Annotated in this window: 20 protein-coding genes; 3 read left to right on the top strand and 17 right to left on the bottom strand. The window is 71.0% G+C overall.

Annotated elements, in window-relative coordinates; translation table 11 throughout:
• The 17 genes from QMG73_RS35870 to QMG73_RS35950 form a co-directional block, all read right to left on the bottom strand.
• A partial coding sequence (locus QMG73_RS35870; protein ID WP_281903333.1) for an NAD-dependent epimerase/dehydratase family protein occupies positions 1–453 on the bottom strand: 453 nt, incomplete at its 3' end.
• The gene (locus QMG73_RS35875) at positions 446–1,216 is read right to left on the bottom strand and encodes a glycosyltransferase family 2 protein (protein WP_281903482.1); all 771 of its coding nucleotides are present in this window, start codon (positions 1,214–1,216) and stop codon (positions 446–448) included. The genes QMG73_RS35875 and QMG73_RS35870, both read right to left, overlap by 8 nt.
• Positions 1,216–2,427, bottom strand: a complete 1,212-nt coding sequence (locus QMG73_RS35880) for a nucleotide sugar dehydrogenase (protein ID WP_281903335.1) — start codon at positions 2,425–2,427, stop codon at positions 1,216–1,218. Before QMG73_RS35880 ends, QMG73_RS35875 begins: the two co-directional genes overlap by 1 nt.
• Positions 2,424–4,925 carry a phenylalanine--tRNA ligase subunit beta gene (pheT, locus tag QMG73_RS35885; RefSeq protein ID WP_281903337.1) on the bottom strand — a complete coding sequence of 834 codons (2,502 nt, stop codon included), beginning with the start codon at positions 4,923–4,925 and terminating at the stop codon, positions 2,424–2,426. Before pheT ends, QMG73_RS35880 begins: the two co-directional genes overlap by 4 nt.
• 3 nt (positions 4,926–4,928) lie before the next feature.
• On the bottom strand, positions 4,929–5,990 hold the full coding sequence (pheS, locus tag QMG73_RS35890; RefSeq protein ID WP_281903338.1) for a phenylalanine--tRNA ligase subunit alpha: 1,062 nt from the start codon (positions 5,988–5,990) through the stop codon (positions 4,929–4,931).
• Positions 5,991–6,044: 54 nt separating this feature from the next.
• Complete coding sequence (locus QMG73_RS35895; protein ID WP_281903339.1) at positions 6,045–6,827, bottom strand: DUF899 domain-containing protein; 783 nt, start codon at positions 6,825–6,827, stop codon at positions 6,045–6,047.
• Between the two features lie 122 nt (positions 6,828–6,949).
• Positions 6,950–7,774 (bottom strand): TrmH family RNA methyltransferase, encoded by an 825-nt coding sequence (locus QMG73_RS35900; protein ID WP_281903340.1) that lies wholly within the window; start codon positions 7,772–7,774, stop codon positions 6,950–6,952.
• Complete coding sequence (gene rplT / locus QMG73_RS35905) at positions 7,771–8,157, bottom strand: 50S ribosomal protein L20 (protein WP_265252585.1); 387 nt, start codon at positions 8,155–8,157, stop codon at positions 7,771–7,773. Before rplT ends, QMG73_RS35900 begins: the two co-directional genes overlap by 4 nt.
• Before the next feature lie 32 nt (positions 8,158–8,189).
• Positions 8,190–8,384 carry a 50S ribosomal protein L35 gene (rpmI, locus tag QMG73_RS35910; protein WP_265252586.1) on the bottom strand — a complete coding sequence of 65 codons (195 nt, stop codon included), beginning with the start codon at positions 8,382–8,384 and terminating at the stop codon, positions 8,190–8,192.
• 78 nt (positions 8,385–8,462) lie between these two features.
• Positions 8,463–9,095 (bottom strand): translation initiation factor IF-3, encoded by a 633-nt coding sequence (gene infC, locus QMG73_RS35915; RefSeq protein WP_281903483.1) that lies wholly within the window; start codon positions 9,093–9,095, stop codon positions 8,463–8,465.
• 1,011 nt (positions 9,096–10,106) lie between these two features.
• Entirely contained in the window at positions 10,107–10,574 is a 468-nt protein-coding gene (locus QMG73_RS35920; protein WP_281903342.1) for a PH domain-containing protein, read from the bottom strand.
• 28 nt (positions 10,575–10,602) lie between these two features.
• Complete coding sequence (locus QMG73_RS35925; RefSeq protein ID WP_281903344.1) at positions 10,603–11,010, bottom strand: DUF1707 SHOCT-like domain-containing protein; 408 nt, start codon at positions 11,008–11,010, stop codon at positions 10,603–10,605.
• Positions 11,011–11,052: 42 nt separating this feature from the next.
• Positions 11,053–11,991: a DMT family transporter gene (locus QMG73_RS35930; protein ID WP_281903346.1), complete on the bottom strand. Its 939-nt coding sequence runs from the start codon at positions 11,989–11,991 to the stop codon at positions 11,053–11,055.
• Between the two features lie 180 nt (positions 11,992–12,171).
• Complete coding sequence (gene hisG / locus QMG73_RS35935; RefSeq protein WP_281903348.1) at positions 12,172–13,017, bottom strand: ATP phosphoribosyltransferase; 846 nt, start codon at positions 13,015–13,017, stop codon at positions 12,172–12,174.
• 44 nt (positions 13,018–13,061) lie between these two features.
• Complete coding sequence (locus tag QMG73_RS35940) at positions 13,062–13,325, bottom strand: phosphoribosyl-ATP diphosphatase (protein ID WP_265252591.1); 264 nt, start codon at positions 13,323–13,325, stop codon at positions 13,062–13,064.
• Between the two features lie 27 nt (positions 13,326–13,352).
• Entirely contained in the window at positions 13,353–14,282 is a 930-nt protein-coding gene (locus QMG73_RS35945; protein WP_281903350.1) for a GerMN domain-containing protein, read from the bottom strand.
• Complete coding sequence (locus tag QMG73_RS35950) at positions 14,279–14,821, bottom strand: SigE family RNA polymerase sigma factor (RefSeq protein ID WP_281903352.1); 543 nt, start codon at positions 14,819–14,821, stop codon at positions 14,279–14,281. The genes QMG73_RS35945 and QMG73_RS35950 overlap by 4 nt, the downstream gene beginning before the upstream one ends.
• A 50-nt stretch (positions 14,822–14,871) precedes the next feature.
• On the opposite strand from QMG73_RS35950, the gene QMG73_RS35955 reads away from it, so the two are divergent.
• From QMG73_RS35955 to QMG73_RS35965, 3 genes are read left to right on the top strand one after another with little or no spacing between them, the layout of a single operon-like run.
• On the top strand, positions 14,872–15,726 hold the full coding sequence (locus QMG73_RS35955) for an ABC transporter substrate-binding protein (RefSeq protein ID WP_281903354.1): 855 nt from the start codon (positions 14,872–14,874) through the stop codon (positions 15,724–15,726).
• Positions 15,723–16,547: an amino acid ABC transporter permease gene (locus QMG73_RS35960; RefSeq protein WP_281903356.1), complete on the top strand. Its 825-nt coding sequence runs from the start codon at positions 15,723–15,725 to the stop codon at positions 16,545–16,547. Before QMG73_RS35955 ends, QMG73_RS35960 begins: the two co-directional genes overlap by 4 nt.
• A complete protein-coding gene (locus tag QMG73_RS35965; protein ID WP_281903358.1) occupies positions 16,544–17,284 on the top strand; it encodes an amino acid ABC transporter ATP-binding protein in 741 nt (246 codons plus the stop codon). The genes QMG73_RS35960 and QMG73_RS35965 overlap by 4 nt, the downstream gene beginning before the upstream one ends.
• Positions 17,285–17,318: the final 34 nt, after the last annotated feature.

Below are 17,318 nucleotides of genomic sequence, written 5' to 3' on the forward strand. Positions count from 1 at the left end.
CGACGACAACGGCGGCGGAACCTTACGCTCGTCACCCTCCTTCGACGGCCAATGCTCCGTCGACTCGAACACCATCGACGACGACATGTACGTCACCTTCTGCAACCGGCCATCCCGATGCGCCGCGATCGCCGCATCACACGACGCCGCCATGATCCGCTCATTCGTCGCCAACAAGTCATACGCGTACGCGTGGAAATACGAGATCCCACCGATCATCGCCGCACCCGCGATGAAGTGATCACAATCCGAGAGCAACTCGGTCAGCAACGACACGTCCCGCGCGTCACCCTCCACGAAGTGGTAAGCCGGGTGACTGTCGTAACTGTGCGACACCGGACCATACTTCGAAAAGTTGTCCAGCCCGACCACCTCATGGCCACGGCCCAACAACTCCTCGACCACGTACCCGCCGATAAACCCGGCCGAACCGGTAACCAGGACCTTAGCCACTTACCTTGCTCTCCTTCTCAACCGAGTCCACGACAGGGTCTGCCGCGACCTGCGAAACAGTCAGCCTGCGACCAAACGCGAAAAAGTACCAACGCAGATATGAAGGCAGAAACCGGCCCACGTCGAAGCGGGACTCGCCGAGCTGCCGATCCAGCCAGATGGTGGGGATCTCGGCGACGGGCAGCCGCAGCCGGTTGGCCTTGGCGCTCAGCTCCAGGCCGATCTCGAACCCGGTGCGCGACTCGATCCCGACCTGCCGCACGAACGACGTGTCGTACGCCTTGAAGCTGTTCGTCGCGTCGCGGGTGCCGACCCGGGCGAACCAGTGCAGGGTGCGCCCCGCCCAGCGAGACAGCATGCGCTTGAACCGTGGCCCGCCGACCTGCTGCCCACCCGGCATGTACCGGGACGCGGCGGCCACCGCGACGCCGCGGTCGACCAGGCGGGCCAGTTCGTCGATCTGGCGCGGGTCGTCGGAGCCGTCGGCCATCGTGACGACCGCGACCGGAGCCCGTGCCTGGTCGATGCCGAACCGGATGGCGTTGGCGGGACCCCGCCCGTACGTGTTGAGCACCGTGCGCACGCGCGGGTCGGTGCGTGCGACCTCTTGGGCGTACGGGACGGTGGTGTCTTCGGGCATGTCGTGCACGACGAGGATCTCGGCGGGCAGCAGCACCTCGCGCCCGATCCGGTCGAGGCAACGCACGATCGCCTCGCCCTCGTTGTAGACCGGGATCACCACGGTCACCCGCGGAACAACCATCACACAAGCACCCCCTGCCCGGTCAGACCCCACATGTCGACCAGCGGCTTGTCGGTGGTCAAGTCGCGGTACTCGGGATGCGGGCTGGCGATCACCAGCAGGTCGGCGCGCTCCAGCACCTCGTCGAGCGGGGTGAAGCGCTCGTCCGAGATGTACGGGTCAGTGCACAGCGTTTCTCGCGCCTTCAGCAGGAGAATCTTGCGCAGCTTGTACGCCAACGACTCACGAGGATCGTCGCTGCCACCCTTGAACGCCATCCCCAGGATGCCGACGCTCATCGAAGACAGGTCGAAGCGCGACTCGAGCCGCGACACCAGATACAGCGGCAGACCCTCGTTGATGAGCATCGCCGAGTGCCCCAACACGAAGTTGTTCCGGTTGAACGCCGCCAACTGCATCGTGTCCTTGAACAAACACGGCCCCGCCGCGAACCCCGGCATCGGCAGATCCGCCGCCCGCGGGTAATCGAACGTGATCGCATGCCGGATCCGCGCGAAATCCAGACCGAAATCGTTCGCCATCATCCAGAACTGATTCGCCGTCGCGAACTTGATGTACCGCCACGTGTTCGTGAACAGCTTCGCCAGCTCCGCCTCCTCCGGCTCCAACGGCACGATCTGATCCGTCAGGTTGCGGAAGAGTTTTTCGGCGCGCTGCAGCGCCTGCGGGGTACGGGCGGCCACGATCTGCGGCAGCTCGAACAGCTCCGTCATGGCCTTGCCCTCGGCGATCCGCTCCGGGCAGAACGCCACGTCGACCGCCAAGCCCTTGCTCGACAGGAGCTTCTCGGTCAGCGCCGTCACACCCGGGTACACAGTGGACCGCAGCACGACGAGCTGGCCGTCGCGCAGGTGCTCGGCGCACCGGTCGAGCGCGCGCGGCACGGCGCCGAGGTCGGGGTTGAGGTGCTCGTCGACCGGGGTGCCCACGACGACGACCAGGTGCTCGGCCGACGCCACGCTCGCGGGGTCGGTCGAGGCGCGCAGGCGGCCGGCGGCCACCGCCTCGGCGAGCACGCTCGCGGCGCCGGCCTCGTCGAACGGCAACGTGCCAGCGTTGACGGTCTCCACCGCGGCGGCGTTGATGTCGTACAGCGTCACGCGCAGGCCACGCGAGGCGAGCGCGATGCCCAGCGGCAGGCCCACCCGGCCACAGCCGCCGACGATGCAGACGTCAGTCGAGAACCCAATGTCCGTGGAAGAACGCATCATGCTCCCCGTAGTACGGCGCCGACCCTTGTGGACGCCTCCGCCACCGCGGCGTCGCGCGCGGCGACGGCCTCCTGGGCGGTCAGGGTCCGGTCCGGCGCGCGGAACGTCAACTTGTACGCCAAAGACTTGCGGTCCGCACCGAGTTGCTCCGACGTGTACACGTCGAACAGGCGCACCGCCTCCAGCAGCTCCCCGGCACCGGCTACCAGCGCGCGCTCCACCTCGGCGGCGGCAACGCCCGCGTCGACCACCAGCGCCACGTCGATCAACGCGGGCGGGAATGTGGAGATCCGCGGGCCGGGCGTCACGTCGGCCACCGGTAGCGCGCCGAGGTCGAGCTCCATGGCCGAGGTACGCCGCGGCAGCTCCAGCCCGGCGACGGCGGCCGGGTGCAGCTCACCGGCGTGGCCCACGACCACGCCGTCGACCGCGATCTCGGCGCACCGGCCCGGGTGCCACGGCGCGTGCTCGGCGTTGCGGATCTGAACCCGGCCGGCCGGTACTCCCGCGGCGTCCAGGGCGATGCGGGCGGCCTCGACCGCGTCCGCCCAGCCCGCCGGGCGCCCCTCGCCCCACCAACCGGCCGCTTCGGCCTCACCGGCCAACACCACGGCCACGTGCCAGGGCTGCTCGGGAACGACCGCGTCGGCGGCGGCGAGCTGCTCGTCGGTCGGGCGCCGCTCGACGCCCATCTCCGGCGGCGCGCCCGCGCCCGGTCGCGGCTTGAAGATCAGCCCCATCTCGTACAGGGCGACGTCGCGCAGCCCGCGCCCCAGGTTGCGCCGCAGCGTGGCGAGCAGCGGGGGCAGCAGCGAGGTACGCAGCAGCGGCTCCTCGTCGGAGATCGGGTTCGCCAGGCGCACGGCCGGCTCGTCGATCCCCAGCGCCTCCAGCGCGGCCGGGCCCACGAACGGGTACGACAGCACCTCGACGTACCCGTTTTCGGCGAGCGCCCGGGCGACCGAGCGGCGGCGGCGCTGCTGCGCTGTCAGGCCGTTGCCGGGCGGCGCGATCGGCAGCACGCTGGGCACCTTGTCGTACCCGTCCAGCCGCGCCACCTCTTCGACCAGGTCAGCCGGGTCGGTGAGGTCGGGGCGCCAGGTCGGCGGCGTGACCGTCAGCACATCACCGCTGGCCGCCACGGTGCAGCCGACCTCGGTGAGCGTCTCAATCACCCGCTCGGTGGTGTAGGGCACGCCGATGTGGCGCGCCGGCAGGCCCGGGTCGAGGGTCACCGGCGTGGGCGGCTGGACGTGGTCGAGGTCGAGCACCGCGCCGTCGGTCGCGCCGCCGGCGTACTCGATGAGGAGCCGCACTGCCCGATCGAGGGCGACCAGCGGCAGCGCGGGGTCTACCCCGCGCTCCCAGCGCTTGGCCGCCTCGCTGAACAGCTTGTGGCGGCGGGCCGTGCGCCCGACCATGACCGGGTCCCAGTGCGCGGCCTCGAAGAGCACGTCGACGGTGTCCGGCGCGACCTCGCTGGTCTCACCGCCCATGACGGCCGCGAGCGAGATGGGTACGCCAACGCCGGAGCTTGCGACGGCCTCATCAAACCCGGTGTCGCAGATGACCATGTCTTCGGCGTCGAGCACCCGCGCGACACCGTCCAATGTGGTCAGCTTCTCGCCCTGGTGTGCGCGCCGGACCAGCAACGGGCCGCGCAGCTTGGCCAGGTCGAAGGCGTGCATCGGCTGGCCGTACTCGAGCATCAGGTAGTTGGTGATGTCGACGGCGAGGCCGAGCGTGCGGATGCCGGCCGCCGTCAGGCGCCGGGTCATCCACCCGGGCGACGGCGCGTGCGGGTCGATGCCGCGCACCGCCCGCGCCGCGAACCTGTCGCAGCCTACGGTGTCTTCGACGATCACCTGGTAGGCGGGGGTTTCGGTGGCGCCGGGCGCGTCGACCGCGCCCAGGTCGCGGAACGGCACGCCGAACGCGTGCGACAGCTCGCGACCGATGCCGCGCACCGACATCCCGTACCCGCGGTCGGGAGTGATCTCCAGCTCGAACAGCACGTCGTCGAGCCCGACCACCGGCCGCGCGTCGTCGCCCGGCTTGGCGGAGATGTCGGCCGGGAACACGATGATGCCGGCGTGCTCGTCGCTGATGCCCAGCTCGCGGGCCGAGCAGATCATGCCGTTGGAGATCCGCCCGTACGTCTTGCGGGAGCCGACCTCGAACCCGCCGGGCAGGACGCCGCCCGGAAGGATCACCGGCACCAGGTCACCCACCGCGAAGTTGGTGGCGCCGCAGATGACCTCCTGCGGCTCGGCGCGGCCGATGTCGAGCCGGCAGAACCGGATCGGCTTCTTGAACCCGGTCAGCTCCTCGATCTCCAGCACCCGGCCGACGACCAGGTCACCCTTGATCGTCTCGCGCTGGTCGACCACCCCGTCGACCTCGATGCCGAGCCCCACGAGCGCGGCCTCCACCTCAGCGCCGGTGACGCCGGCGGGCAGCTCGACGTACTCGCGCAGCCAGGACAGTCCGACCCGCATCCCTCAGACCTCCATACCGAACGCGCGGCTGAACCGGGCGTCGCCTTCAACGAGCTCGCGCATGTCGCCCACCCCGTGGCGGACCATCAGCGTACGTTCGATGCCCATCCCGAACGCGAAGCCCGAGTACCGGTCGGGGTCGATGCCGCAGGCCCGCAGTACGCGCGGGTTGACCATGCCGCAGCCGCCCCACTCCACCCACTGTGGACCGTCGCGGTGCGCCGGGAACCACACGTCGAACTCGGCCGACGGCTCGGTGAACGGGAAGTAGTGCGGCCGCCAGCGGGTGCGCGCCTCGGGCCCGAACATGGCCCGCGCGAAGTGGTCGAGCGTGCCGCGCAGGTGCGCCATCGTGATGCCCTCGTCGACCACCAGGCCCTCGACCTGGTGGAAGACGGGCGTGTGCGTCGCGTCCAGCTCGTCGGTGCGGTACACCCGGCCCGGCACTACGACGTAGATCGGCGGCTGGCGGGTCAGCATCGTGCGCGCCTGCACCGGCGAGGTGTGCGTGCGCAGCACCAGGCCGGGCTTGTCGACGTGGAACGTGTCCATCAGCCCGCGCGCCGGGTGGTCCGGCGGGATGTTGAGTGCGTCGAAGTTCGCCCACTCCAGCTCGACCTCGGGGCCTTCGGCGATCTCGTACCCCATGCCGACGAACAGGTCGCCGACGCGCTCCATCAGGGTGGTCAGCGGGTGCCGGGCGCCGCGCGGGCGGCGGCTCCACGGCAGGGTGACGTCGACCCGCTCCTCGGCCAGGATGCGCTGTGCCTGCTGTTTCTCCAGCTCCACGAGGCGGGTGTCGAACGACGACTGGATCGCGGCGCGCGCCTGGTTGACCCGCTTGCCGGCGTCGGCCTTGGCGGCCGGTGGCAACGCGCCGATCTCGCGGCGGGCCAGCGAGACCGGCGCCCGGTCGCCCAGGTGCAGGTGCTTGACCGAGGTCAGCTCGTCGGGGTCGGCCGCGGCACCGAACGCCTTTTCCGCCTGCGCGACGGCGTCATCCAGCGCCTCGGGATCGAGCAGCGCGACCTGCTTCGGGTCGTACGGATCGTTGCGGTACGTCACAGCCTTGAGAGTCTACGGCGTGCGTTTTCCGCCCCCCGCCCCCGCCTGTGATCGTCAGTGATGGGTGCCGTGCCGGCCGAGGGTCTCCACGGGGGTCGCGCCGGGGCGGGTCCATTGCGGCACCGGCCGGGTGCTCTCGCTCCAGCCGGCGTTCCCCTCCGCGTCCGAGCGCCAGTGCCAGCACGCGTGGTGCCCCTCGGGCCAGCCCTCGGGGTTCTCCTGCCACGCCTCGCGGCGGCCGTAGGGCGTCATGTCGAGCAGGGCGAAGGACCCGCTGTACGCCTCCGTACCGCGGCCCGTCGTGGAGTAGGTGAGGAAGGTACGGTCGCCGTCACGCAGGAAACAGGCGAGAACACCCATTTCGCCGCCGACCGGCTCCTCCACGTCGCGCACCGAGTACCACGGCTGGGTGTAGCCCATGAACTCGACGAAGGCGGCCACCTCGTCCCACCGGCCCGTGGTCACGATGGCGAAGGAGACGCCGCGGGCGTTGAGGTAGACGGCGTCCCTGAGGTGCCAGGCCGAGTACGTGCAGCCCTCGCACTGCCCCTGGTGTGGCGCGCCGTCGTGCCACATGTGCTTGTAGACCACGAGCTCGTCCCGGCCCTGGAACAGGTCCAGGAACGGCACCGGACCGTCGGGCCCGACGACCTCCACCGTCCCGTCGAACTCGACCATCGGCAGCCGGCGGCGGGCCGCCGCGATGGCGTCACCCTCGCGGGTGTGCGCCTTCTCCCGGACCAGGAGCTCGTCGCGGGCGGCCTGCCAGGTGGCCAGGTCGACGACGGGCGGGCGGCCGGGCAGCGCGGCGGTCGAATCGTTCTGCGTGATCGTCATGGCGTCCTCCGTGATGTCTCGTTCCGGACAGCGTCAAGCGCCGTCCTGCGACGGTCACCAGAACAGACGAACGGCGCGGCCGAAACTCATCGCTCACGCGTGTTTTCGGTGGGCGCGCCTCTTCAGTGGGCGCGCGTCTTTCGGTGGGCGCGCGCGGAGGCGTACAGGCAGACGGCCGCCGCCGCGGCCAGGTTCAGGCTCTCGGCGCGGCCGTGCAGCGGTACCCGCACCCGGGCGTCGGCCGCCTCGATCAGCTCGTCGGGCAGCCCGTGCGCCTCCGACCCGAACAGCCACGCGGTCGGCGCGGCCAGCCCGCCCTCGTCTGCGAGGTCGTCCAGGTCGATGTCGCCGTAGCCGGTCGCGGCCAGGATCCGCAGGCCGCTGGCCCTGAGCGCCGGGATCGCGGCGTCGGGCGAGCGCACCACGTCGACGTGGAACAGACTGCCGGCGGACGCCCGCACGCACTTGCCGTTGTAAGGGTCGACGGCGTCGCCGGCGAAGACCACAGCTCCGGCTCCCGCGGCGTCCGCGGTACGTAGCACGGTGCCCGCATTACCCGGATCACGGATCTCCGCGAGCACCGCGACAAGGCGCGGCGTCCGCGCGAGGGCATCCGGCACCGGTACGTCCACGTGGTCACACACCGCGATCAGCCCCTGCGGGCGCACCGTCTCGGCCAGGGCGGCCAGCCCCTCCTCGGTCACGACTGAGACGCGGTCACCGGCGGCGGTCGCGAGGTCCTCGTACCGGCTCAGCGCCTCCACCGTCGCGAACAGCTCGCGCACCGCCCGCGCTCGCAGTGCCTCTCGCACCGCCTGTGGGCCCTCGGCCAGGAAGCGGCCGGTCTCGTCACGCTCGGCGCGGCGCTGAAGCTTCCGAGCAGCGACGACCCGGGGGGTCCGTGCGGTGTACGGACCGTCCCCGGGTCGTGAAGGTGAACTGCTCACGCGGCCTGCGCGCCGCCGGTCCCCTCCGCCGCCACAGCGGCGCGAGCAACCTCGACGAGCGCGGCGAACGCCGGCGCGTCGTTGACTGCAAGGTCGGCAAGGATCTTGCGGTCGACCTCGACACCGGCCAGGCGCAGCCCCTGGATGAGCCGGTTGTAGGTCATGCCGTTGGCGCGAGCGCCAGCGTTGATCCGCGTGATCCACAGCTGCCGGAAGTCGCCCTTGCGGTCGCGGCGGTCACGGTACGCGTACTGCATCGAGTGCAGTACCTGCTCCTTGGCCTTGCGGTAAAGCCGCGAGCGCTGACCGCGGTAGCCGCTCGCCTCTTCCAGGATGGTGCGGCGCTTCTTCTGGGCGTTCACAGCCCGCTTGACGCGTGCCATCTCAACTCCTCCTTCGTGTCAAGTGGCGCGCGTCAGCGGCCGAGCAACTTGTTGACTCGCTTGGTGTCGGCCTTGGCCACCTCGACCGTGCCGGACAGCTTGCGGGTACGGGTGGAGGGCTTGCCCTCGAGGTTGTGGCGCATGCCCGCCTGCTGCTTGACGAGCTTGCCCTTGCCGGTCACCTTGACCCGCTTGCCCATCCCGGTGTGGCTCTTCATCTTCGGCATTGTGAACGTTTCTCCCCTGTTACTCGCCGGTCTCTCCGGCGGGCCCGGGCAGCTTGCGCTGCCCGGCGGTGCCTTCTGTCAGGCGCCGGACTCCGCGACGGGCTCCGCCGTGCTGGCCGGCGTCTCGGCACCGGACTCGGGATCGCGCTCGCGTTGAGCGCCACCCTTGGCCGCCGTGGCGGCCACTGCGGCCGCCTTGGTAGCGCGGTGCGGAGCCAAAACCATGATCATGTTGCGGCCGTCCTGCTTGGGAGCGGCCTCTACGTACCCCAGCTCCGAGATCTCGGACTCGAGCCGCCGCAGGAGCCGGTAACCCAGCTCCGGTCGGCTCTGCTCGCGACCCCGGAACATGATCGTCACCTTGACCTTGTCGCCCGCCTTGAGGAACCGGACCACGTGACCCTTCTTGGTCTCGTAGTCGTGCGGGTCGATCTTCGGACGGAGCTTCATCTCCTTGATGACGGTCTGCTGCTGGTTGCGCCGGGCTTCACGCGCCTTCAGTGCGCTCTCATACTTGAACTTCCCGAAGTCCATGAGCTTGCACACCGGGGGGCGCGCCATCGGCGCTACCTCGACCAGATCCAGATCGACGTCGGCGGCCAACTGGAGGGCCCGCTCAAGCGGGACGATGCCCACCTGCTCACCCTCGGGGCCGACGAGCCGGACCTCACGTGCCCGGATCTGCTCGTTGACGCGTGGTTCGACGCTGATGTGGCCTCCTCAATTGCTCTTTTCACCCGACCGCGGGTCACGGTCAGGCCCCCTGCCGACACAAAACGAAAACCCCCGGCATGGATGCCAGGGGCCCGCTCGACCGGTCAGGCGCGCGATACAACGCACCACCGCCGCTGAGGATTCCCCCAACGCCGGTTGACCGGACCCGGCCACCTCGGTGGGCAACTCGGGTGGGAGCAGGCGCTCCGCTTGCTTGCCGTCACTGTGGGGTGACAGCCTGGTCGACCCCGCAAGGCTACCAGCAACCCTCCACCCCCGCCCACCCACCCCCTGCCAGCCCCCTTCCCGCGCGCCCCGCGCGCCCCGCGCGCCGGCCGCACCCCGCCGCGCGGCCTGCGCGCGCCGCGCGCCCCGTGGTGCTGCGGGCACGATGCGCGACGGGTCCGCTGGGCGTGCGGGTCCGCGGTGGCGCCTGCACCGCGCGCTGGCGCGCCCCCTTCCGCCGATCAAGGGCGAACGCACGTGCGTTGATCTCCGATCCACCCGCGGGCGCCGCGCGGCGGGCGCGGTGCGGCGTGTCGCCACGCCGCCTGCGCCGATCAAGGGCGAACGCCCGCGGTTGGATCTCTGATCCCCCGCGCGGGCGCCGCGCGGCGGGCGCGGTGCGGCGTGTCGCCACGCCGCCTGCGCCGATCAAGGGCAAAGGCACGCGGTTGGATCTCTTTCCGCGTGCATTCGCCCTTGATCCATGAGGATGCCCTTGATCGGCGAGCGCCGGGCGCGGCGCGGCCGCCGACCGCGCCGCGCGGCAGCGCCGCCTCAGACCGAGCCGCGCGACGCCGCCTCAAACCGAGCCGCGCGACGCCGCCGCAGACCGCGCCGCGCGGCGATACCGCAGGCCGCGCCGCGCGGCGATACCGCAGACCCGCGCCGCGCCGGGCGGCGCGCCATCGAGGCGTTTCGCGCGTTTCGTCCGGTCGTCGGATCGGCGGCCGCGAGATGCACGGCGCGGCTCGCGCCGCCACCGCGGAGGCCGCGGCGGGCGGGTCAGGGTTGGTCGGGGGTGGCGGGCGCGGGGGTCGCGGCCGCGTGCAGCGCTCGCAGGGCACGGACACCGTTGACGGCGTACTGCTTGTCGGCGGCCTGCAGCGCCAGCATCGGTACCAGGTCTTCGTCGTGCAGTTCCAGGCTGGCCCATGGCGTGCCCCGGTTGAACCGCACCGCCCGCACGAGGTCCCACGACAGCTCGTACCCGCCGACGAGGTTGCGCACCCGGATGCCCGCCGCGTCCGCCTCGACGCGCGGCCGGGTGAACAGCAGGATGCCCAGCGCGAACAGCACCCCGAGCCCGATCATCGCGACCTGGTCGCCCCGCTGGAAGGTGCCGCCGCCGTCGCCGGTCGAGCCGCTCAGGCCGGTGCCGACCAGGGTGAACACCACGAACACGGCGGCCGCGAGGACCCAGCACACGATCCGGACGCGGCGCGGCCGCAGGACGACGTCAGGGGTACTCACGCCTACCGAGTCTGCCACCCCCGCCTGGTCACGCTCGCTCGGGGCGGGGGCTCAGGCGGTCTATCACCGCGTTGATGATCAGGAGCAGGACGAGGACGGCCACCGGTACCGCCAGGCCCCACCAGGCGCCGTAGATGATGCCGAGCACGATCGCGACCGGCAGCCCCAAGCCGATCGTGGCGCAGCCGGCCACCGCCAGCGCCGGCATGTCCTCTTCGACGTCGGCGTCGATGTCGGGCAGCTCGGGATGCGGCTCGGGCAGGTCGGCGAAGACCTGGAGCAGCTCGGCGCGGGTGCGTGCCTCTTGACAGGCGCCCAGGCGGCGCTGGTACTCGAGCTCGGTGAGCCGGTCGTCGGCCAGGTGGACGTCGAGGGCGCGGCGGGCCGCTTCCCGTTCGGGCGTGCCGATCAACCAGCCGGCGGTGCTCTCACTCACGCGCCACAGCGTAGGTGGCCGGCAGCGCGACGCCGGCGGGCGTCAGGGCGATACGGCGGCGGCCGGCGGCCGGCGGGTGCCGCGGCCGGCTACTGCCACAGCGGCCACCGTCAGTACGGCGCCGGCCAGGAGAGCCGGGCTGGCGCCGGGCGCGTCCGGGATCAGGATGTCGAGCAGGAGGGCGCCGGCGAGCTGGCCCGCCACGACCGCCAGACCGGTGCGCAGTACGCCGACCGCGCGCACGCCGACCAGCAGGGCGACCACGATGAACACGCCGATCGGGCCACCGGAGTACAGGTACCACTCGCTGGGCAGTCGGGAGGACCAGCCGGTGGCGAACGCGCCGAGCAGGGTCGCGGCGATCAGTACAGCCGGAGTGGCGACCGCGAAGTTGACGGCGGTACCGGCGGCGGTGGTCGAGGCGGCGGAGACCCGGCCGTTCAGGGCGGACTGCACGGCGACCGCCGCGCCGGCGATGACTCCGAGCAGCAGCGCGCCCACGGCCAGGTCGCCGATGGGGCGGCCGGCCTGCGCGAGGCCGACCGCCGCGATACCGAGCAGCGCACCGGCCACCCGCGGGCGCGTCAACGCCATCCGGCCGGCCGGTGCCAGTCCCGCCCTGTCGACGGCGAGGCCGCCGAGGCTGCCGCCGGTGACCTGGGCGATCGTGAAGATGGCCACGCCCACGACCGGTACGACGTAGGTCGCGATGGTGACGAAGGCGCCGCCGCAGAGGCCGCCCAGGTACACCCACCAGGGCAGGCGCGACCGGCGCAGCTTGCCGAGGCCGGCGCGCATCGACGGGAGCGCGACGAGTCCGGCCAGTACCAGCACGCCGCCGGTGGTGACGTTGACCGCCGCGCCGAACGAGGCGTTGCCGACCCGCTCGCCGAGTTCGGCGTTGGCGGCGCTCTGGCTGGCTGACGCCAGCCCGCCGGCGGCCGCCACCGACAGCGCCGCCCACGCCGGCAGCGCCCTCACTGTTGCCGTCGCGGAAGCAGAGCAAGGCAGCCCGCGCCGTGATCAGGGCGTCCCTCAAGTAACCCAAACCGGAATCCAGGTCGTTCGCCGTTGTTGGTCACCACGGCTCCCAGCAGGGTCCGAAGGTGACCCGGGATGACTTGAGGGACGCCCTGATCACGAAGGAACGGGGGAAAGGGCTCACAGGCGGCAGGCGTGGATGTCTGTTACCAGGATCGCGCGGGCGCCCAACTCGTACAGCTCGTCCATGATGCGGTGGACCTCGCCGCGCAGCACCATGGCCTCGACCGCCACCCAGCCCTCGCGGTGCAGCGGGGAGACGGTCGGCGACTCGATGCCGGGGGTCAGCGCGGTGGCCTCCTCCAGCAGGTCGGCGCGCACGTCGTAGGCGAGCATCACGTACCGCCGGGCCACCAGCACACCTTGGAGGCGGCGGACCAGCTGGCCGACCTGGCCGTTTTCCGGTGCGCCGGCGCGGCGGACCAGCAGCGCGGACGACTTCAGGATCGGCTCCCCGATCGTGACGAGGCCAGCCTGGCGGAGCGTGGCGCCGGTCTCCACCACGTCGGCGATCAGGTCGGCCACTCCGAGCCGGACTGCGTTTTCGACCGCGCCGTCGAGGCGGATCACGTCTGCCTTGAGGCCGCGCTCGGCGAGGTGCCGCTCGACCACACCCGGGTACGCGGTGGCCACCCGCCGGCCGCCGAGCTCGTCGACCGTGGTGAGCGTCTCGGGGCGGGCCGCGAACCAGAACGTCGCGCCCGCGAAGTCGAGGTCGAGCACCTCTTCGGCGGGGCTGCCGGCGTCGACGAGCAGGTCGCGGCCGGTGATGCCGAGGTCGAGGTCGCCGGAGCCGACGTACGTGGCGATGTCGCGGGGACGTAGGTAGAAGAACTCGACCGCGTTGGCGTCGTCACGGCAGACGAGGTCGCGGTCGTCGGTGCGCTGGCGGTATCCGGCCTCGCGCAGCATCTCGGAGGCCGGCTTGGAAAGGGTGCCCTTGTTGGGTACGGCGATACGAAGCATCTCTGACAGAGTCCTTTCGGGAGAAAATCCAAAACGAGGACAGGTCAGAGATGTCGGTACACGTCCTTGAGCTCGAGTCCGGTGGCGAGCATCAGCACCTGCGTCTGGTACAGGAGCTGGGAGATCTCCTCAGCAGCCCGCTCGGGGCCCTCATGCTCGGCCGCCATCCAGGCCTCGGCCGCCTCTTCGACGACCTTCTTGCCGATGGCGTGGACGCCCCGCTCCAGCGCCGCGACCGTACCCGACCCGGGGGTGCGGGCGGCCGCCTTGCTCTGCAGCTCAGCGAACAGCTCTTCGAAGGTCTTCACGAGCAGTGATTCTGTCACCCGCCCGCGTCAGCGCACCGTGACCACGTGGTCGTCCAGATGCTGGACGCTGCCGTCGGCGGCTGAGATCGTGTACGCCTCCAGCGTGTACTCGCCCGGCGCGAGCGTGAGTGTGAGCTTCGCCTCCCCGCGTGCCGGCGCGCCGATGCTCAGCGTCAGCACCCTCTCGTCGATGACGACGTCGCCCTGGCGCACCTTGAGGTGGGCGGTCGCCTCGAAGACCGCACCGGCGACGTGGAGCGAAACGTCGCGTGCGACCGTCTCGCCGTGCTGGGGGTTGATCAGCCAGAGGGCGGCCAGCGTGTCGAGGGCGGGCGCCTTGCGCAGCGTGGCGTACTGCGAGCCGTCGACGAGCAGCTTGACGGTCGGGTCGCCGCCGACGACCGCCGCGACGGTCCAGACGAGCTCCTGGCGGGCGATGGTGCTGGGCGGCGCCTTGGACAGGTTGACGGTGACCGTGCCGCCGCTGATCGAGACGTCGGTCACCCGCACGCCGGTGGGCCAGGCGCTGGCGTACTGCGGGTCGTGGGCGCTCTCGGGTCGCAGCATCTCCGTCACCGCGGTGCCGATCTTGGTGACCGTCGAGGTGTCGCGCATCGGGAGGTGGTGGAACTCCCGGTACAGCCGCTGGCGGCCCTGGTCGTCGCCGACGTAGTAGATCGCCAGGTTGGCTGTGCTAGTACCCGAAAAGGTGCTGGACCACGACGGTGTCGATGCCGTCCGCGGATCCGGTGGCGCGCTCTCCCGCGGTATCAGCGCGAAAGCGCCCACCACGGCGGCGGTCGCGGTCGCGGCTGTGAGCGCGACCGCGCCGAGCGAAAACCACCGTGGGCGCCGCTCGGTCCGCGCGCGGATCGAGCGCAGGGCGTCCGGGCTGACCTCGACCCTCGCGGCCTCGGCCTCCAAGATCCGCCGCAGTACGTCTTCGTCGCGGCTCATGACGCTCGCTCCAGGGTCTCGCGCAGGGCGGCCATGCCCCGCGAGCAGTGGCTCTTGACGGCGCCTCGGCTGCACCCCATGGTCTCGGCGATGTCCGCTTCGGACAGGTCGAGGTAGTACCGCAGGACCAGCGCCTCGCGCTGGCGGTTGGGCAGGCCTCGCAGCGCCGCGACGACGGCGGCGTGCTGCAGCAGGGCGAGCGCGCCGGCTTCGGCGCTGGGGGCGTCCGGCTCCGGACTGGACATCGCGAGGTGCCGGTCGACGACCTTGCGATGCCGCAGCGCGGAGCGGGACCGGTTGACGACGGTGGCGCGCAGGTACGCCAGGGCCTTGTCGGCGTCGCGCAGCCGCCGCCACCGGCCGTGCAGCGCCACGTAGGCGTCCTGCACGATCTCCTCGGCCGCACCCGACTCGTGGAGCAGCAGTGTGGCCAGCCGCACGAGCGGCCGGTAGTGGGCGGTGAACAAGTGCGTCACCGCCTCGTCGGCCGCCCACGTCTCCGCTCTAGGGGCCAGGGCCACCACGCTCCCCGCTGTCACGCTGCTACGACGCGCGAGCCCCGTCTTCGGTTTACTTTATGCTGTCGCCCATGGCGCGCTCTCTACTTTCCGCTGCGGCGTTGCTCCTCGTTTTGGCTGGTTGCGCACCCGCCGACGACAGCGACGCGACTCCAACGCCCGGCGCGACCGGGCTGACGTGCGGGAAGGACCAGCTTCAGACGAAGACCGCCGGCAAGCTGACGATCGCAACGGACAATCCGGCCTACGAGCCGTGGTTCAAGGACAACAAGCCCGAAAACGGGCAGGGCTTCGAGTCGGCCGTGGCCTATGCGGTGGCGGAGAAGCTCGGGTACGCCAAGAGCGACGTGACCTGGGTACGGGTGACGTTCAACAACGCGATCGCGCCCGGCCCGAAGCAGTTCGACTTCGACGTCAACCAGTTCTCGATCACCGAGGACCGGAAGAAGGCGGTCGACTTCTCCGCGCCGTACTACCTGGTGCGCCAGACGGTCATCGCGCTGAAGTCGTCGAAGATCGCGGGCGCCACGACGATGGCCGCGCTCAAGGACGCCAAGCTCGGCGCCCAGGTCGGCACCACCAGCTACCAGGCGATCACCGACCTGATCAAGCCGAGCACGCAGCCGCAGGTCTACAACAGCAACGACGACGCCAAGAAGGCGCTCCAGAACGGCCAGATCGACGGGCTCGTCGTCGACCTGCCCACCGCGTTCTTCATGACGGCCGCCGAGCTGGAAGGCGGCGTGATCGTCGGGCAGCTGCCGCAGGTCGGCGTGCCGGAGCAGTTCGGGCTGGTACTCGACAAGGGCTCCAGCCTCACCGGCTGCGTCACCCAGGCGGTCGACCAGCTGCGCGGCGCCGGCACCCTCACCACGCTGGAGAAGGAGTGGCTCACCAGCTCGGCGGGAGCCCGAGAGCTTACGTGAACCTCAGCCCCGCCCAGCTCGACCGCATCGCCTACCGCCGGCGTCAGACCGTCATCTCGGTACTGATCGCCGCGGCCTCCACCCTGGTCGTCGGCGTCCTGCTGGCCGTCGGGCTGACCGGCGCGCCGGGGTGGGACCGGGTCCGCGCGTCGTTCTTCGACCTCGACGTCGCGCGCGACGCCCTGCCCGACGTGGCAGCCGGACTGTGGCTCAACGTCCGGCTGCTGGTCTTCTGCGCCCTCGGCGCGCTGGCGCTCGGGCTGCTCATCGCGTTGCTGCGCACGCTGCGCGGTCCGGTGTTCTTCCCGGTACGGGCGCTCGCCACCGGATACACGTACACGTTCCGCGGGCTGCCGCTGATCATCGTGCTGTACGTGCTGACGCTCGGCGTGCCCGGGCTGCGCCTGCAAGGTATGCCGAGCGTGCTGGTGCTCGGCGGGATCGCGCTGGTGATCACGTACGCCGGTTACCTGGCCGAGGTGTTCCGCGCCGGCATCGAGTCGGTCCACCCCAGCCAGCTCGCCGCCGCCCGGTCGCTCGGGCTGACGTACCGCCAGACGATGCGGCACGTGGTGCTCCCGCAGGCGATCCGCCGGGTGGCTCCGCCGCTGCTCAACGACACCGTCGCGCTGCAGAAGGACGTGGGCCTGGTGTCGCTGGCCGGCCCGATCGACGCGGTGCGGGCCGCGCAGATCAGCACGGCCGAGACGTTCAACTACACGCCGTACATCGTGGCGGGAGTGCTGTTCGTGCTGCTCGCGATGCCGCTGATCGCGGTCACCGACTGGGTGACCCTGCGCGCCGCGCGGAGGCAGTCATGATCCTCTCCGTCCAGGGTGTGCGGAAGGTGTTCGGGTCCCAGGTCGTCCTCTCCTCTTTGGATCTCGACGTGGACGAGCATCAGGTCGTGGCGCTCATCGGGGCGTCCGGGTCGGGAAAATCGACCCTGCTGCGCTGCGTCAACCTGCTCGAAGAGATCGACGACGGCATGATCTGGCTCGACGGTTCGCATATCACCGACCCCCGCGTCAACCCGGACAAGGTGCGGCAGCGGATCGGGATCGTGTTCCAGTCGTACAACCTGTTTCCGCACATGACGGTGCTGGAAAACGTGATCCTGGCCCCGGTGCGGGTGCACGGGCGTTCTTCCAAGGAAGCCACCGACGCCGCCCGGGAGTGGCTCACCCGGGTCGGGCTCGGCGACAAGGCCGACGCGTACCCGGATCGCCTCTCGGGTGGTCAACAGCAACGGGTCGCGATCGTGCGCGCTCTGATCAACTCCCCGCGCCTGCTGCTGCTCGACGAGGTCACGTCGGCACTCGACCCGGAGTTGGTGGGCGAGGTGCTGTCGATGATCCGCGACCTCAAGGGCGAGGGCATGACGATGGTGCTGGCGACCCACGAGATGGGTTTCGCGCGCCAGGTCGCCGACCGGGTGTGCTTCCTCGACGGCGGCAAGGTCCTGGAGCAGGGCCCTCCGGAGCAGGTCTTCGGCGACCCCCGCGAACCCCGTACCCGCCAATTCCTAAGCCGCATAATCGAAGCCGGCCGCCTCTGACCCGCACCCACCCCAGCCATGATCAGGGCGTCCC

Origin of the sequence: Phytohabitans aurantiacus, from assembly GCF_027923225.1 — a bacterium.
Classification (GTDB): Bacteria; Actinomycetota; Actinomycetes; order Mycobacteriales; family Micromonosporaceae; genus Phytohabitans; species Phytohabitans aurantiacus.

Excerpts from the sequence above, each read along its gene's own strand:
- hisG (WP_281903348.1), bottom strand. The coding sequence starts at position 13,017 with ATGCTTCGTATCGCCGTACCCAACAAGGGCACCCTTTCCAAGCCGGCC.
- QMG73_RS35955 (WP_281903354.1), top strand. The coding sequence starts at position 14,872 with ATGGCGCGCTCTCTACTTTCCGCTGCGGCGTTGCTCCTCGTTTTGGCT.
- QMG73_RS35875 (WP_281903482.1), bottom strand. The coding sequence starts at position 1,216 with ATGGTTGTTCCGCGGGTGACCGTGGTGATCCCGGTCTACAACGAGGGC.
- rplT (WP_265252585.1), bottom strand. The coding sequence starts at position 8,157 with ATGGCACGCGTCAAGCGGGCTGTGAACGCCCAGAAGAAGCGCCGCACC.
- QMG73_RS35965 (WP_281903358.1), top strand. The coding sequence starts at position 16,544 with ATGATCCTCTCCGTCCAGGGTGTGCGGAAGGTGTTCGGGTCCCAGGTC.
- pheT (WP_281903337.1), bottom strand. The coding sequence starts at position 4,925 with ATGCGGGTCGGACTGTCCTGGCTGCGCGAGTACGTCGAGCTGCCCGCC.
- rpmI (WP_265252586.1), bottom strand. The coding sequence starts at position 8,384 with ATGCCGAAGATGAAGAGCCACACCGGGATGGGCAAGCGGGTCAAGGTG.
- QMG73_RS35895 (WP_281903339.1), bottom strand. The coding sequence starts at position 6,827 with ATGACGATCACGCAGAACGATTCGACCGCCGCGCTGCCCGGCCGCCCG.
- QMG73_RS35880 (WP_281903335.1), bottom strand. The coding sequence starts at position 2,427 with ATGATGCGTTCTTCCACGGACATTGGGTTCTCGACTGACGTCTGCATC.
- QMG73_RS35945 (WP_281903350.1), bottom strand. The coding sequence starts at position 14,282 with ATGAGCCGCGACGAAGACGTACTGCGGCGGATCTTGGAGGCCGAGGCC.